At 47.4% G+C, this 16,666-nt stretch carries 14 protein-coding genes; 6 read left to right on the top strand and 8 right to left on the bottom strand.

All coding sequences use genetic code 11. The annotated features are described in order from the left end of the window. Positions 1 to 138: 138 nt before the first annotated feature. The gene (locus H6F73_RS24235; RefSeq protein WP_190761332.1) at positions 139 to 1,038 is read left to right on the top strand and encodes a transposase; all 900 of its coding nucleotides are present in this window, start codon (positions 139 to 141) and stop codon (positions 1,036 to 1,038) included. Between the two features lie 22 nt (positions 1,039 to 1,060). Here H6F73_RS24235 and H6F73_RS24230 read toward each other — a convergent pair whose 3' ends face one another. From H6F73_RS24230 to H6F73_RS24200, 7 genes are all read right to left on the bottom strand, one after another. Beyond that, positions 1,061 to 1,396, bottom strand: coding sequence for a LapA family protein (locus tag H6F73_RS24230; RefSeq protein WP_347239611.1), 336 nt, complete (start codon positions 1,394 to 1,396; stop codon positions 1,061 to 1,063). Positions 1,397 to 1,431: 35 nt separating this feature from the next. Continuing rightward, complete coding sequence (locus H6F73_RS24225) at positions 1,432 to 2,871, bottom strand: phosphoglucomutase/phosphomannomutase family protein (RefSeq protein ID WP_190761331.1); 1,440 nt, start codon at positions 2,869 to 2,871, stop codon at positions 1,432 to 1,434. A gap of 207 nt (positions 2,872 to 3,078) precedes the next feature. After that, positions 3,079 to 3,813 carry a hypothetical protein gene (locus H6F73_RS24220; RefSeq protein WP_242072640.1) on the bottom strand — a complete coding sequence of 245 codons (735 nt, stop codon included), beginning with the start codon at positions 3,811 to 3,813 and terminating at the stop codon, positions 3,079 to 3,081. A gap of 411 nt (positions 3,814 to 4,224) precedes the next feature. Beyond that, positions 4,225 to 4,425, bottom strand: coding sequence for a hypothetical protein (locus H6F73_RS24215; RefSeq protein WP_190761330.1), 201 nt, complete (start codon positions 4,423 to 4,425; stop codon positions 4,225 to 4,227). Positions 4,426 to 4,478: 53 nt separating this feature from the next. Further along, complete coding sequence (locus H6F73_RS24210; protein WP_190761329.1) at positions 4,479 to 5,216, bottom strand: hypothetical protein; 738 nt, start codon at positions 5,214 to 5,216, stop codon at positions 4,479 to 4,481. 331 nt (positions 5,217 to 5,547) lie between these two features. Beyond that, complete coding sequence (gene rsmI, locus H6F73_RS24205) at positions 5,548 to 6,408, bottom strand: 16S rRNA (cytidine(1402)-2'-O)-methyltransferase (protein WP_190761328.1); 861 nt, start codon at positions 6,406 to 6,408, stop codon at positions 5,548 to 5,550. 35 nt (positions 6,409 to 6,443) lie between these two features. Then, on the bottom strand, positions 6,444 to 9,962 hold the full coding sequence (locus H6F73_RS24200; RefSeq protein ID WP_190761327.1) for a PAS domain S-box protein: 3,519 nt from the start codon (positions 9,960 to 9,962) through the stop codon (positions 6,444 to 6,446). Between the two features lie 413 nt (positions 9,963 to 10,375). Between H6F73_RS24200 and H6F73_RS24195 the strand changes: the two genes are divergently transcribed. After that, positions 10,376 to 11,251, top strand: a complete 876-nt coding sequence (locus H6F73_RS24195; protein WP_190761598.1) for a sugar kinase — start codon at positions 10,376 to 10,378, stop codon at positions 11,249 to 11,251. A gap of 53 nt (positions 11,252 to 11,304) precedes the next feature. Here the strand turns inward: H6F73_RS24195 and H6F73_RS24190 are convergent, their stop codons facing one another. After that, a complete protein-coding gene (locus H6F73_RS24190) occupies positions 11,305 to 13,353 on the bottom strand; it encodes an ATP-binding protein (protein WP_190761326.1) in 2,049 nt (682 codons plus the stop codon). Positions 13,354 to 13,711: 358 nt separating this feature from the next. On the opposite strand from H6F73_RS24190, the gene H6F73_RS24185 reads away from it, so the two are divergent. The 4 genes from H6F73_RS24185 (at position 13,712) to H6F73_RS24170 (ending at position 16,499) form a co-directional block, all read left to right on the top strand. Then, positions 13,712 to 14,053, top strand: coding sequence for a hypothetical protein (locus tag H6F73_RS24185; protein WP_190761325.1), 342 nt, complete (start codon positions 13,712 to 13,714; stop codon positions 14,051 to 14,053). A 74-nt stretch (positions 14,054 to 14,127) separates the two neighbouring features. Then, positions 14,128 to 14,694 (top strand): peptide deformylase, encoded by a 567-nt coding sequence (gene def / locus H6F73_RS24180; RefSeq protein WP_190761597.1) that lies wholly within the window; start codon positions 14,128 to 14,130, stop codon positions 14,692 to 14,694. A 164-nt stretch (positions 14,695 to 14,858) separates the two neighbouring features. Next, positions 14,859 to 15,062, top strand: coding sequence for a hypothetical protein (locus tag H6F73_RS24175; protein ID WP_190672634.1), 204 nt, complete (start codon positions 14,859 to 14,861; stop codon positions 15,060 to 15,062). Between the two features lie 93 nt (positions 15,063 to 15,155). Next, positions 15,156 to 16,499 carry a PrsW family glutamic-type intramembrane protease gene (locus tag H6F73_RS24170; RefSeq protein ID WP_190761324.1) on the top strand — a complete coding sequence of 448 codons (1,344 nt, stop codon included), beginning with the start codon at positions 15,156 to 15,158 and terminating at the stop codon, positions 16,497 to 16,499. Positions 16,500 to 16,666 lie beyond the last annotated feature (167 nt).

The raw sequence follows: 16,666 nt of genomic DNA, 5'->3' as shown, positions 1-16,666 counted from the left end.
CGGTTTCCACCGTTACAATCTGACAAAACCGCCCTTAGCGCTGTTTGAGCGTTAATGACCAATGACCATCAGCGCCTCTAAAATAGATGTGGCCAACTTATCTCTTAGCAGTTTCGCTCTTTTGCGTGGCTTAGCGGCATGACTCCTAGAAAATTATCCGATTCTGATAAACGTGAGATTCTCGAGCAATACCGGCAGCCAGGAGAAACCACTGTCACCTTGGCGAATCGCTACGGGGTTAGTAACTCGACGATTAGCCGCATCCTCAAAAGCAGCTTTTCGGATGAAGAATACAAAGAGCTCGTTCAGCACAAGCGCTCCGCAAATAGCTCCAGTAACGTCCCAGTTGCTGCCGATCTTGAGGAAGTTGAAGAGCCGGTGGAGTTAGAAATAGAAGCCTCACCTTCACTGCCAGTTCCCAAAGTTCGCCGCCGGCAGCGAACCTCTGAGGCGACTGAGGCAGACACTCAAACCAGCGCTCAGACAGCGATTCAACTGGAACTGTTACAGAATTCAGACTTGGTGAATCATTCCAGTGTTGAGTTACCGGAAAATCATTCACACGCCGAGGCGAAAGTCCTTGAGGAAATGCTGGGGGAAGATCTTCTAGATCAGGAGGACTTCTCAGATTTAGATGAGGATGACGATGATTTAGACGATTACAACGGGGATGACCTTGATGATGATAATGATATGCCACTGCCGCAGCGCAAAGTGCGGCCAACCGGCATCATTCAGGTCTTGCCGCTGTCGGAAGCGACGCTTCCCAGAACGTGCTATTTAGTCGTAGATCGGGCGGCGGAACTGATTACTCGGCCCCTGAGAGACTTTGGCGATTTGGGGGAAATTCCCACCTTAGAAATTCAGCAAAAAACGCTGCCGGTTTTTGACAATCACCGGGTTGCCCGCCGGTTTTCCAATCGCACTCAGCGAGTGGTAAAGGTTCCCGATGGCCGAATGCTGCAAAAAACAAGTTCTTACCTACAAGCCAAAGGAATCACACGCCTGCTGATTGACGGTCAGGTGTATTCGTTGTAAAGGTCAAGAAAGAAGCGTTTCGTTACCAGGTTTGCCGATCCTCTGGGGAAACTTGATAAGCCTTTCCTCGCCGGCTGTCCGAACCAGGCAACCTGTCTGGGTTATCGGATTTGCGCCAAAGCAGTTGAGCAATTGCCCCGCCAATTAACCCGATGCCGGCACTAATGGCCAAAACAACGCCCACCGGCATCTGAATCGATTGGAAACTCAGAAATTTTAAAAAGACTGGTGTGGCATTTTGTACAGAAAGGATGGCCATTGCGACCAACCAAATGGCCACAACTAAGGAAGTGATGACAGGAGCGATGGGTTTCATGGATAAAACCGCAGATAAACGCAGATGAACACAGATTAGCATTTGCTATATCTGTGTCGCTCTGCGTTGCTGCGTCCTTAGACGGCTACAGGTTGCAGATCGTTGATCACGCGCTGCATATATTCAGCGACTTGGGCTTCTTTTTCAGGAGAATTGGTTTCCATGTAGACGCGCATCAAAGGTTCTGTGCCAGAGGGACGTAACAGAACCCAGCCGCCATCTTCTAAATAAAGTTTAATTCCGTCTTTGCGGCCTAATTCTTTAACCCCAATACCGGCCACTTCTTTCGGTGGGTTCTTGGTGAAAGAATCGAGGACAGCAGCCTTGTGGGCGTCATCTAAGTGTAGATCCAGACGCGTATTGTAGAGCGGGCCGCCGGCTTCGCTAATCGCTTCTGCTACAAGCTGCGATAAGGGCTTGCCTTCATAAGCGATGACTTCAGCAACCAGCATATCGGCTAAAATGCCATCTTTTTCTGGAATGTGGCCAATAACGCTCAATCCGCCCGATTCTTCGCCGCCGATGAGAACCGCAGTTTCCCGCATCTTTTCGCCGACGTATTTAAAGCCTACGGCAGTTTCATAGATTTGCAGGCCATAGGTGGCAGCCAGGTTATCTAACAGATGGGTGGTGGCAACGGTACGAACAATTGCGCCGGTTTTGCCTTTGTTTTTAACCAGGTGACGCGCTAGCAGCAGCAGGATGGTGTTAGGGGTGAGGACGTTGCCTTGTTCGTCTACAATGCCGAAACGGTCGCTGTCGCCATCGGTTGCCAGCCCTAAATCAGCGCTATCTTTCTTGACAGATTCCACCAATTCGATGAGCTGTTCTCCCTTGGGTTCGGGCATTCCGCCACCAAACAGCACATCGCGGTAGGTGTGGAAAGATTCTGTCTGGCAACCGCAGTGTTCTAGAACGGTATCCAGGTAGCCACGGGAGGTGGAGTAGAGGGCGTCATACTTCACATTCAGCTTGGCGCTGCGAATGCGTTCAACGTCGATGAGGGTGTAGAGAAACTTGAGATAATCGGGTTTGGGGTCGAAGGTGGAAATTTTGTCAGAATTTTTGCCAGAGGGGGGTGCGTCAGATGCCCCTTCAATATTGGCCACAATGGTATCAGTAATTTCGGTTGTAGCCGGCCCTGCATAGTCGGGGATATATTTAATGCCGCAGTAGGGCGCTGGGTTGTGACTAGCGGTGAACATCAGCGCACCGGCAGAGTTCAGGTGCTTGGCGTTGTAGGCAATCACCGGCGTTGGGCAATCGCGATCAACGACCTTGACAGTCCAACCCAAATCTGCTAGTATCTCAGCCGCCGTGTGGGCAAATTGGTCAGCTAAGAAACGGGTGTCGTAACTAACCAAAACGGGCCGGTCTTTGCTGTAGGCATTTTCTAAATAGCTGGCAATCGCGCGAGTTACCTTGCACACATTGGCAAAGGTAAAGTCTTTAGCAATAAGGCCGCGCCATCCGTCGGTTCCAAACTTGATTTGTCCTGAATTGCTGGCTGCACTCATATCTGCCTCTTCCTCCTCGATTCACCCTTTATAGTACCGGAAGGTCGGTAGCGTAGGAATGCAGCCACGGGAATGAGTTTTAATGGGGGATTGGGCATGGGGGATTGGGCATGGGGGATTGGGCATGGGGCATGGGGCATGGGGGATTGCCGGCACAATCGTTGCCCTACAGTCTAATTTCTGGGCAAATGAAGGTTAAGGATGAGGTTAGTTTGAAGGTTTGGCGCATTCTTGGCCCCGACAATCAACGAGTATTGAGCGAATTGTTGCGGTTTCGCGATATTCGTTAGTTTCATGGAATTCGTTTGTCGAGGTGGGATAGATCCCTGCCAAACTGTTATCCCCAGCCGCCCCCAGCCTGAACGAGATATTTTTAGCCGGCCCGTTGGCAAATTTGACATATTCTCTGCCTTCATTGGCGAGATTGTAAGACAAGGTCGCATCGCCGTAAACTTCTTCAGCTTGTTTGAGGGGTGTACCAGGGCCAACTCCTGTGTCCGTTCGATACTGGGGATTATCCGTTAGCAAAAATCGGATGGGATCTGAATCTTCGAGGGGCGTTTTTGCTGGATAGAGGATGTAATATTGCACGGTGCCGGCCTCGCTGACTGCAATGGCGTCAAAATCTACGATGTAAGGCGACTGGACTGTAAATTCGGCAGTTGTACCGAGTTTCTCCTTGAGTTCGCCTAAAGTCATTCCCACCGTGGCAGATCCAATCCCTAATTCTGAGATTGTCTGGCTATTCGCGCCGGCTGGCGTGTCCTTGGCTGGGGTGTCATTGGGAGACTCTGCCGATGACTGAGGGGCGACAATGCTGCCGGGTGGTGGGGGAGGTGGCGGCAGTGGCGTGGTACTCGATGTGGGAGAATTGTTGGCTGCTGGGTTCGTACAGCCGGCGAGGGTGATGAATATGCCGGTGAGTAACCAATGAAGTTTCATCTTTTTCTTTGAACAACGGTTATTTCATTATTTAAGCTTAAAACTTCAAAAATTTTGCTTTTGATCTTTTGCCTTTTGTTTTCATCAAGGTGCCCAGGAACCCACAACCGACTCACCTTGTTTTTTTCTGATAGTTGTTAATTAAATTTCAGAAGCTCCTCAAACTTAATATTTTACTAACATTTATCTGCGCCTATCTCTCTACCCCTGACGACAGACTATCGCCAACATCTGTGTTTATCTGTGTGCATCTGTGGTTAAAAAAATCCCCCATCCTTGCTTATCTCCCTACCCCCAACAACAAACTATCGCCAACATCTGCGTTTATCTGTGGACGCAGGTGGAACTTGAATTACAAGCAAAGCGCATTCCAGTTTCACCTGCGGAATCTGCGGTTAAAAAATAAACCGTTTAATCATCCAAAATTGTCAAAGCCAACTGATAAATTTGCCGTCGAGGAAGAGACGTTTGCTGCGCCAATAACCGGCTGGCTTCAGAACGAGAAATTCCCTGATTTAACATTGCTTGTAATTCCGCCTTGAGCGTTTCCTCAGAAATTGCCGATCCCTCCATCTCGCAGCCGGCAACCACCAAACTCAACTCACCTTTCACTTAACAATTACTATCATATGAGGTTGTTTTTTTGCGATGGGTACCGGCAATTTCTACAATTTTGAGCAGTCTCCGCGTGGACAAGCCACAGATACTGCGCGAATGGTGGCGTTTTCGCGATATTCCTTTGTTTGGCGGTAGGCGGTTAAGTTACGCACGTTACGTGGGTCGAGCCTCGGATAAACTCCTGCTAAGCGGTTCTCACCTTTACCTACAACCGAACCCAGGCGAAAATTGAGATACGCCGGTGCGTTGGCAAATCTGACATATTCTATGCCTTCGACCCGAAGCGTGTGATGTAAGGTGGCGTCTCCGTAAACTTCCTCAGCTTTTTTGATCGATGTACCGGGGCCAACGTTTTTATCGGTTCGATATTGGGAATTTTCGGTGCTTAACATGACGATAATATCGGAATCTTGAAGCGGCTTTCTGGTTGAGTAGGGAATGTAATACTGCACGATTCCGCCTTGGATGACCGCTACTGCGTCATATTCCTCCGAGGAATACCACCCTACTATAAATTCAGTATTTGTGCCTAACTGCTGTTTAAGTTCTCCTATTGTCATTCCCAACTTAGCAGATCCAATACCACTGGCTGAGATTTGTAGGTTTTGAGAGGCGACGAGGTTGCCGGGACTCGGTGCCGCCAGTGACTGGGGTGTAATGATGCTGCCTGGAGGCGGTGGTGCCGGCAGTGCGGTGGTGCTCGATGCGGGGGAATTTTCTGCTGCTAGTTCAGTAGAGCCGGTGAGGGCGATGAATATGCCGGTGAGTAACCAATGAAATTTCATATTTTTTTTAAACAACGGTGAGTTTATTATATAAGCTTAAACTTTCAAGAATTTTGCTTCTGAGCTTTTGCCTTTTATTTTCCTTAAACTGCCCAATCACCCACAACCGGCTCACCTTATTTTTCTTTTTCTGCTCATTGTTGATTCAATTTAAAAAGGTTCTCGAATTTAATAGTTTACTAACATTCATCTGCGCTTATATGCCTATCCCTGACGAAAGACTATCGCCAACATCTGTATCTGTGGATGCAGGTGGAACTCCTATGACAAGCAAAGCACATTCGGGTTTCACCTGCGGAATCTGTGGTTAAAAAAATTCCTGATCCTCCCTCTAATCACTCTCATCCAAAATCGTCAAAGCCAACTGATAAATTTGCCGTCGAGGAAGAGACGTTTGCTGCGCCAATAACCGGCTGGCTTCAGAACGGGAAATTCCCTGATTTAACAGCGCTTGTAATTCCGCTTTGAGCGTTTCCTCAGAAATTGCCGGCACCTCCATCTCGCAGCCGGCAACCACCAAACTTATCTCACCTTTCACTTGAAAATTGCCATCATAATGGGCAGTCGCTTCTTCAAGTGTTCCCCGCCAAAACTCTTCATGCAACTTCGTCAACTCTCTCGCAACAACAATCTGCCGGCTAGTTCCTAAAAAAGTCTTCAAATCTTGTAGAGTTTGCAGCAGCCGGTGCGGCGCTTCATATAAAATCATCGTGCGAAATTCAGTTTGTATAGCTTGCAGACGAGATTGCCGATCTTTACCTTTTGCCGGCAAAAAACCTTCAAATACAAACCGATCTGCCGGCAAACCACAAGCACAAAGCGCCGCAATTACAGCAGTGGGTCCCGGAACCGGCACCACTGGAATTCCCGCCTCAATACACGCCTTAACCAACTCATATCCCGGATCAGAAATTGCCGGCATTCCCGCATCCGTCACCAAAGCAATTGTCTGTCCCTGAAGCATCATTTCAACCAGCTGGGGAATGCGTTGCTGCCGATTATGTTCGTGGTAGCTAATCTGTGAAGTTTTAATTTGAAAATGCTGTAACAGCTTGCCGGTGTGGCGTGTATCCTCAGCAGCGATCACATCTACCGCCTGCAAAATCCGCACCGCCCGAAACGTCATATCTTCCAGATTGCCAATTGGCGTACCAACAACATAAAGTGTGCTGGGCTTTGGTTCAGTTTCCATTAAAATCGTCAAAAATGAAGTCTTAAAACCGAAAGTTAACGGTCACGAGTGTTTTCAATTCTAAACGATTTATGTTCAACTGTGATCAGTCGCTGCGGCATAGCAATTTCATAACCTTGAGCATAATCTACGCCCAGAGCTTTAATTTTCTCCAAAATAATCTCATCAGACACAAACTCTGCTATTGTTTTCAATCCCATCACATGACCGATTCGGTTAATCGCTTCCACCATGACAAAATCAATCGGATCATCTGCGATATCTTTAACAAAATTACCATCAATTTTTAAGTAATCCACCGGCAAATTTTTGAGATAAGCAAAAGAAGACATTCCGGTTCCAAAATCATCCAAAGCGAAGCGGCAACCTAAAGCCTTCAGTTTGCGAATCAGTTGTGCAGCCTTAGTTAAATTGGAGATAGCCACGGTTTCAGTAATCTCAAAGCAAATCGCCTGGGGGGGAACTTGATGAATTGAAAACTGCTGTTGCAAGAAATCAATAAATTCGTCATCATTAACACTTGCACCAGACAAATTGATCGCATAAAGATTATGGGGTTGATCTTTTCTCCACTGTCCAGAGTCAGACACTAATGACGTTTGACCAATGACATAAGACAAATAAGCAAAAAACTTGCCAATCACCCAGCGATCAATCATTGGCATTAAGTTATATCGTTCAGCAGCCGGTAGAAAAGCCATCGGTGGAATTAATTCCCCGCTTTCTTCCACCAAACGCAGCAGCACTTCGTAATGCTCTCCAACTTCACAACCATTCGTCAGAGAGGCAATTGGTTGAAAGTACAAACAGAACTGATGCTCCTCACAAGCTTTATTAATCCGCGTCACCCACTGCGCCTCGCTGCGCTGCTGAGCCACATCCCTATCATTTGGCTGGTAAATATGTACGCGATTTCGTCCTCGATTTTTAGCCGCATAGCAAGCTGCATCAGCCGCACTTAACAAGCTATCTGTGGAGATGCTACCCGTCAAACTGATCAGCTCGGCATCAATTGTTACCAAACCAATACTTGCACCGATGTTAAACGTTTTTTCTTGCCAGATAAAGCGGAATTCTTGAAAGCTTTCGAGCAGCGATTGGGTAACTTTTCGACCTTTTTCTAAGGGGCATTGCATTAAAAGCAAAGCAAATTCATCGCCACCTAAACGTGCGAGAATATCGGTTTTGCGACAGCGAGATTGCAACAGTGTGCTAACTTGGCGCAAAAGTTCATCTCCCGCCACATGACCACAAGTATCGTTAACAATTTTGAAGCGATCCAGATCCAAAAAACATAGCGTGTGCTGTTGGTTTTTCGTCGTAGCCGTAACCACGCATTGCTCTAGATATTGCTCAAATTCCCGGCGATTCGCCAGTCCAGTCAGCGGATCATGGCTGGCTTGCCAAGATAATTGATGGGCTAAGTTACGCCGTTCCGTGACATCTCGAAACACTAAAACCGCGCCTAAAATTTGCCCATCTCCCGTTTGGATAGGAGCGGCAGAGTCCTCAATCGCGTATTCTTTTCCATTACGAGAGATCAGCAGGGTATGGTTAGCAAGACCGACAATACGCCGCTCTTTGAAAACAGTTTCTACAGGGTTGTCCGCCGGCTCTCGTGTCGTTTCATCGACAATGCGGAATCTCTCAATTAGAGGCAATCCTTTGGCATCTTCAACTTTCCAGCCGGTGAGCTTTTCCGCAATTGGGTTGAGATAAACAATTTTGCCAAGCGCATCAGTCGTGATCACTGCATCCCCAATCGATTGCAATGTAACTTGAGCGAGTTCCTTTTCTTGAAAAAGCGCTTGTTCCATTTGTTTGCGCTCAGTGACATCCTCCAAAATTCCAGCAGTGCGGTAAACTTCTCCCGCCTCATTTCTGACGGGAAAGCCTCTCGTCCAGATCCAGCGCACTGAACCATCGGGTCGGATAATTCGATACTCGTGATGAAAATACTTGCCTTCGCGGTGTTTTTGGCTAGCAGCGATGAAAGATTGCAAATCTTCTGGATGGATGGTGTCAAGAAAGGTCTGCGGTTTCTGGTATAACTCAGCACAGGAACGTCCCCAGATTTTTTCGTAAGCAGGACTGATGTAAATGATCTGAGCCTTTCCGACTGCGGCGATCCAAAAGACCTCAGCAATATTTTCTGCGATTTGGCGGAACTTCTCCTCACTTGAGCGGAGCGCCTCCTCGGTTTGCTGGCGCTCAATGGCCGTAGAGAGGACGTTGGCGACCGCTTGGAGAAAATAAATGTCATCTTGGGTAAACTGCCGGTGAGAGCGCGTGTGTGCGCCCAGAACCCCAAAAGGTTGATCTCTACCGGCAATCGTTACGCTTAAGCCGGCAATTACGCCATGCTCGTGCAGCAATGCTGGCCCTGTAAAGCGGGTTTCCTCACGCAAGTCTTCAACGATCACCGGCTCACCCACGTGCAGAGTGTAACCGCTTTGAGAATTGAGATCCGCACCAACGGTAGCGTAACCGACTAGCCCCTTTTTCCACCCGATGCCGGCTCTCAAAAGCAATGCTCCCACCCCTGGCAGGAGTTCCAACACCTTGCAATACTCAACTTGCAGCGTTTGGGCAACAAGCGCCACTGCTTCATCCATTAGACAGGAAAGCTCAGCGCCGGCCAGTGCTCGCTGACCCACTTGGGCCACCACTCGCTGCTGCCGCGCCCTTGTTTCTAATTGTTCGTTAGCAACCCTTAACTGTGCAGTTCGCTGGGTTACCCGTGCTTCCAACTCTGCGTTTAAATTGCGAATCTCTTCCTCTGCCTGCTTGCGCTGTCTGATGTCCTCTACCATTGCAATGGTGTATTGTGGCCTTCCTTCAGCATCCCGGATCGGCGAAACCGTAAGATTGGCCCACATTAGCTGCCGGTCGCTGCAGATATAGCGCTTCTCTAGCTGGTAGCTGTCGCGTTCCCCTGCCATGAGTTGCCGGTCAAATACGTGCTCGGCATCGAGATCCTCTGGGGCCGTCAATGCTGCGTAACTCATTCCGCACAGTTCGTTCTCGCTGTAACCTAGCATCTGCTGGAATGCCGAGTTTGTCGCTAAAATCCGCCCTTTCAAGTCTCCAAGGGCGATCCCAATCGCGGCGGACTCAAAAATTGAGCGGAAACGGGCTTCACTTTCTCGTAACGCCTCCTCTGTGTACTGATGAGCTTGGATTTCTTGGGCCAACTTTTCATTAGCTGCTCTTAATTGGGCAGGACTTGCCAGTGCCAGTGCTTGAGGGATCAGGGGAAACAGCGCCACAGCCGTGTACAGGGAAACTGTCGCTGTAACCGCTTTAATGCCCCCCGACAGCCAGTAAGTTGGATGCCACAGCGTCCAGACTTCCATCAAATGGGTGGTGCCACAAGCAGCAATGAACGCCCCAAATAGCCAGAACATCGCGGAAAAAGGCACATCATGCCGCTGGCGGACAAAGTAGCCCAGGCTGAGGGCGATTATATAATAGGCCAGTGCAATCAGAAAATCTGACAGGAAGTGCACCCCTACTAACTCTGGTTTCCAGAGATAGCCGTGCCCGTGAGGCATAAAGGCTGAGGCTAAGTAAGAACCGAACGGCATCAACTGGTTTGAGAAAAAAGGGTATTTTAGGAGTTCCAACATCGAAGGCAACCCAGACTTGGGGTTGAGACAAATTTCTAGTTTTAGCCGGGGCTTGACAGGATTTCAAGCTTTGAGAATACTTTTTTTAAGGCTGACTTCTTAAAAACAAAGATTGTACAAATCCAGTTTTTGGAAAAAATTTAGTTTTTTCTACGCCCAACTTGATAATATAATTGATAGCTTATTATATCTTCTGTTTTTCAAAGCGGGTTTGCTATCAATTAGCCGATCCACGATAGTTTAAAAAGCTTGCAGGTTTAATCGTTGATATCAATATCAATGTTAGCAGCCGGAATCGAAGTGGTAGAAGAGGTTCAAACTGAATCGTGACCGCACAATTGGCTAGGCAAGGACTGTTCGTAGGATTATCAACTCTGGACTTAGTATATTTAGTGGCAAGTCCCCCTCACAACAATCAAAAAATTGTGGCCTCCGATTACATGGTTGCTGCTGGCGGCCCTGCTACTAATGCCGGCATCACCTTCAGCTACTTGGGCAATCAGGCAACATTCCTGGGGGTTTTGGGTGTTCATCCCATCGCCCAACTAATTCGGGCTGATTTAGAAATTCATGGTGTGACAATCGTAGATTCTGATCCTTACCGGATTGCCCCTCCAGCAATTTCTTCAATTATGGTGACTCAAAGCACCGGAGATCGGGCTGTTGTTTCTATCAACGCAACTCAAGTACAAATTGCTGCTGAACAACTGCCGGCAATGGATTTGGACAACGTTAATATTATTTTAATCGATGGCCATCAAATGGCCATCAGCAAAGTCATTGCTCAGGAAGCTTACTCAAAAAATATCCCAATTGTGATTGATGGGGGAAGCTGGAAAGCTGGTTTTGAAGAAATATTACCTTTGGCAAGCTATGTCATTTGTTCAGCCAACTTTCATCCTCCCAATTGCTGCCGGCCTGAAGAAGTTTTTGCCTATCTTCAGGGGCTAGAAATTCCCAACATCGCGATTACTCACGGAGAAAAATCAATTCAATATTTCAGTATTGAAAAGATCGGTGAGGTGCCGGTGCCGGCAGTTAATCCTGTAGATACCCTCGGTGCCGGTGACATTTTTCACGGCGCGTTTTGCCACTACATTCTCCAAGAAAATTTTACCGACGCCCTAACATTATCTGCGAAAGTTGCATCCCATTCTTGCCAGTTTTTTGGCACTCGCCGGTGGATGAAGGAAGAAACTAACGCTGACATTTGATAAATATTTTTTTATTAAATTCTAATTGCAGTAGATCTATGAAAAATGTAAAACTAATCCTTGGGCATCAACGGCAATGTCACAGTAAATGTCGTTCCCATCCCAACCTTACTCGCCACAGAAATTTCACCCCCGTGTAAATCTACACACCGTTTGACAATTGCCAATCCTAAACCAGTCCCAGCAATATTGCCAACATTTGTAGCTCGATGAAAAGACTCAAATAGATGAGTGATATCCTCATCTGGGATGCCAATACCCTGATCCTTAATCTGAAAAATTGCCTCGCACTCCTGATAAATCAGTTCCAACCGAACCTCTCCCCCGTTAGGAGAATATTTAAGCGCGTTCGAGAGCAAATTGCTAAGAATTTGCCGCAGTAACTTTTCGTCCAGACAAGCCGGCACCTCAGATATGGCGAGAATATTTGGGTGAGTTTCTACAAAATGAATCTTGTGTTCGCTTGTTACGCAAAGCTGGATTTCCGCCACTAACTGACTACAAAACTGTGTTAAGTTCAGCGGCATGGGATTAAAAGGAAGTTTGTCGGCATCTGTCCGACCAATAAACAAAACATCCTCTAACAATTCTGTCATATTAATGGCAGCAATTTGAATTCGCTGAATGTATTCGAGGAGTTTTTTGTCAGAAGTCTCAAATGGCTCTTGTTCCAGGTAATATTCCAGTAAATCCGCAGAAGAAAGTACAGTAGTCAAGGGAGTACGAAACTCATGGGAAACCATCGATATCAAGCGATTTTTAAGTTCGCCAAGTTCTTTTTCTTTAGCAAGTGCTTTCAGCGTTTCTTCCTCAGCTCGCTTGCGTTCCGTAATGTCTATACCCACAGCTTGATACTCAATAAAGCGACCCAAAAAGTCAAAAATGGCGCGACCTGTCCAATGTTGAGTGCGAACTTCCCCAGAAGGTAAAACGACTTTTTGTTCGCGAGAAATGAGAGGATATTTAAAAGGATCACGCTCAATATCAGGAATCAGCGTAAGAATATATTTATTTCTCAGATCCTCTTGAGTGACGCCAAAATAGCGACAGTAAGCGTCATTAACAAAAGTCACCGTGCCATCCAGCGCAAAACGACAAATAAGTTCAGTTTGATCCTCAACAATAGCCCGATAGCGAGCCTCACTTTCCCGGAGGGCTGACACAGCCTTTGAGCGCTCTTTGTGCAACGAAACAGCCGCTGCTGCTGCCCGTAAAAACTCAATTTCTGAGGCAGACCAAACTTCTGAACAATCCCAATGTTCAAAGCCGAGACAACCGAAATACTCTTTATTAACTGTGAGAGGCAAAAGCAAAATTTTGACAATACCCAGTGGCTCTAAAATTAGACGTTCTTCAGCGGGAAACTCAGATGCCGGCCCAGCAACAATCTCGCCTTTTGCTAGCATTTCTACCCACCGAGGAGGAAACAAACATAAAGTAGAAGATAAACGATTAGAATCTTTTGTTTTGCTTTTTTTTGATTGACTTTTTTCTTCATTAGCCAACCATTGGGCACACACAATCGACGCTCGATGAGTTTGCCCAGCTAACAAATTATCTGTCGTATCCCAGCAGTTTTCGATGACATAAACACGGCTGGCACCGGCAGTTTTTCCCAGCAGTTCTACAATTTGATCGTAGCAGTTGTCATCACTGTTAAAAGCTAGCAACCGGCGCTGTACTTCCACCAGTGCTGCCAAATGTTCGTTTGCTTGACTTAATTGTTGCGTTAATTGCCGCGAACGCAAACCGGCTCTCACCCGCGCCAGTAACTCCTCAACTTCAATGGGTTTAGTGAGAAATTCATCCGCCCCAGCATCTAGCCCTCTGACGCGATCAGACACCTGTTCCCGTGCGGTTAGCAGAATTACAAAGGTTGTTGCCAGTTCTGGATTAGTTTTCACGCGCCGGCATACTTCCAACCCATCGAGACGTGGCATCATCCAATCGCAAATCATTAAATCAGGATGCCATCTTTGGACTTCGAGTAAGGCTTCTTCTCCATCACCAACGACCCTAACTTCACAATTTTCACCTTCAAGTAAGTGCCGCAAGACTAACTGAACGGTTAAATCATCATCAACTACTAAAATTTTAGGCATATCAAACAAATGGTTGATTAAAGCTGTTATAGTTTCTCTTATTATTTTCTAAATAGAAGTTAACTCTCGTTTTTAATTTAGCTTAAATAAAATTAAATAAAAGCTCCAACTTCTCCAACTCAGTTATTAAAGCTGATAAGATTTCAAAAGTTATAATAAGCGTGTGTTAATGCATCTGACATCCTAGTTGGGCGGCAACCTCGCTGATTGAGAGTAAATCCATCTCGCAGTCACTTGGCGTCCCATGAGCCGTTAAAGCAACAATCGCTGTATATGCCGGCCTCTGCTTTTTCTGGCGTGGAGTTGTCGCATCGCTTTATAGCTCAATATGTGCAATTTATTCAGAATAACTTGCGGGTTGATTGGGTGGTCTTTTACGACCAGAAACTTTGCAGACGTTGCCGGCAATTATAGCCAAATTGTAGAGACACTAACTTTTTGCAGAAGGATCGAAGCATTTAAAGCGTCTACAGCTTCGTTAAGGTACAATTCCCCAAATTTGTGGGAATATAGCCCGCTGACAGACAAGTGCCGGCCTGAGCATCCGCAACAAACAGCCTTGCAGATACAAAATTGCCTGAATTTTCAAGCGCAATCGCCACCGCTACTGTCCCGCACGCCGGGGGAACCACAAAGTGAGATTAATGAGAAACTTCGGGAACAAGTTGCAGCCGTCCCAAAAATTGGGGGAAAATCCTAAAGTGAAGACTGCCGGCTTAGCGCTAGAAAAATGTCAAGATAAGATTGAAGGGAACAGTGACAGATAAAAAGCCCATGAGTGCTGAAGTTTTGGTTGAGAAGAAAAAGTTAAAAACACCCCCACTGGAGATTCACTATCTAGGGGATCGGGCATTGCGCCAAAATGCCAAACGGATTGCCAAGGTAGATCGGGAAATCCGCCAGCTGGTGAAAGAAATGCTACAAACCATGTACAGCGCTGATGGCATTGGTTTGGCAGCACCCCAAGTGGGGATTCAAAAACAACTGATTGTGGTGGACTGCGAACCGGATAACCCAGCCACACCGCCTTTGGTGCTGATCAACCCAACGATCAAGCAGTACAGTGACGACGTTTGTCTGTTCCAAGAGGGCTGTTTGAGTATTCCTGGGGTTTACATGGATGTCAAACGCCCAGAAATGATTGAAGTGGCTTATAAAGACGAGCTGGGGCGTCCCCAGATGATCATCGCTACAGAGATGTTGTCCCGTGCAATTCAGCACGAGATGGATCATCTCAACGGGGTGCTATTTGTTGATCGAGTAGAAAATCAACTAGCGCTGACTGAGGAACTAACGAAGCATAAGTTTTCCCATCGGGCTGTTAAACCTGTTGCGTTGTAAAGGGGCTAGGGATAAGTACAAAGTGCAAAGTGAGGATTTGTTTGATTTGTCTGTTGTCAATGAGGGCATTTTTCACTTTGCTTTGACTTGTTTCTCTTTTGCCAGAATTTTCTTAGCAACCTAGATGCGGTAGGCTCTTGATAGTCTTGTGGTTTTAGCTTGTGATGATGACAGGAACTCCTAAAAGTGCTTTGTTTCTAGGTGCGTGCTGTGTGGCTGCGATTGCTGCAGTGGGTTCGATTTTTGAGCTGTCTTCTGGCCACCCCCAGTTAGGGAGTTCAGTCACCGGCATTATTTTGGCAATTAGTGTGCCGGCGGTGGGGTTACTTTTTTATGCGGCAGTGCGGGACGCGAATGCCAACCAATAAACTGGGAAAACTGGAAGGGTTAAACGTGAAGCGTGAGGTGCAAGTATTTCACGCTTCACGCTTTGGTTCTGTTGATCGCAGCATTTCACAGGAATGACCGGCTACCCGAAATCTCGTGTATTTTTGCGCCAGCTGAACACGACTGTGGCAGCCGGCACACAACCCTTCCTCTACCCGCTATCTGAGACACAGCCGGTGGCCATCGGGCGAGAACCCAGCTGTGAAATTGTCTTGGATTCAGGACTGTATGGCGGTGTGTCCCGGCGTCACGCCACAATTGCCTATCAGCCCCAAATTCAAGCCGGCTCAAATTTGGGCGGTTGGCAAGTTTGCGATCTCAATAGTGCCAATGGCACCTATATAAATGGCCAGCGCTTGCAGGGCTGCCGGTTTTTGCAAGCCGGCGACCGAATTGCCCTGGGTGTCAATGGCCCAGAATTTATCTTTGAGAACACAGCCGTTACGCTTGTGCCGGCAGCCAATGTGGGGAATGCCGGCATTAATAATCAAACAGAGGCAGTAACTTTAAGCCAATTATTTCCCATTCTCTCAACAGGCCGGGAATTGAGGAGCAAAGCTTACTTGGTGCCGGCGACGGTTACGGTTACCTTCGTAGTGTTGCTATTTGCCTCGATTGGTAACTCCCCTGCGTTTAACCTGCTGCTGGCAGCTTACCTGGGCGGTGTGGCGTATTACTTTGTCTATCAACTCTGTGGCAAGCACAAGCCTTGGTGGTGGCTTTTGGGCTGTTGCTTTTTGACGATAGCAATCCTGCTAAGCCCCATCCTGACAGGCTTTGTTGTCGTATTTCGTGAAATTCTACCCGGACGTTTGCCGGGAGAACATGAGTCTTTAAGCTTCGGTTTACGGTTAGTGCGAATGTTTTTTGGAGCCGGCTTGATGGAAGAATTGCTCAAAGCGCTGCCGGTGCTTGGGGCTGTTCTCATCGGTTACTGGCTGCGATCTCCTTGGCGAGAGCGTTTGGGAGTCTGGGAACCGCTAGATGGCATTTTGTTGGGAACGGCTTCTGCTGTTGGCTTTACCCTCTTGGAAACTTTAGGGCAATACGTTCCTGAAATTATTCAAAATGTCACCCTGCAAGCGGGAAAAGACTTGGGGGAACTGGCAGGATTGCAGTTACTCATTGCCCGCATTTTAGGTTCTGTGGCCGGCCACATGGCTTACAGTGGCTATCTAGGGTATTTCATCGGTCTAAGTGTCCTCAAACCCAACCAGCGCTGGCTAATTCTAGCGGTGGGCTACCTCACAGCAGCTGGACTTCATGCCCTCTGGAATGCGACCGGCTTCATCAGCGTGCTGATATTGGCGTGTGTGGGGATGGTTTCCTATGCCTTTTTGGCAGCGGCTATTCTCAAAGCGAGGGCACTTTCTCCCACGCGTTCACAAAATTTTGCGACTCGCCTTTCCGGGAAGTGAGTGCTGAGTCCTGAGTCCTGAGTCCTGAGTCCTGAGTCCTGAGTTGGGGAGTTGGGAGTATCTGAACCCTGAGTTAGCAAAATTGATATAAGTGAGAAGGTAGTTCGATAGTCTTGAGTGCTGAGTTGGGGAGTTGGGAGTATCTGAACCTTGAGTTGCCAAAATTG

Source organism: Microcoleus sp. FACHB-68 (assembly GCF_014695715.1).
Lineage (GTDB): Bacteria > Cyanobacteriota > Cyanobacteriia > Cyanobacteriales > Oscillatoriaceae > FACHB-68.
The sequence above is the reverse complement of the archived record's forward strand: the minus strand, read 5'-3'. Positions and strand labels throughout refer to the sequence as shown.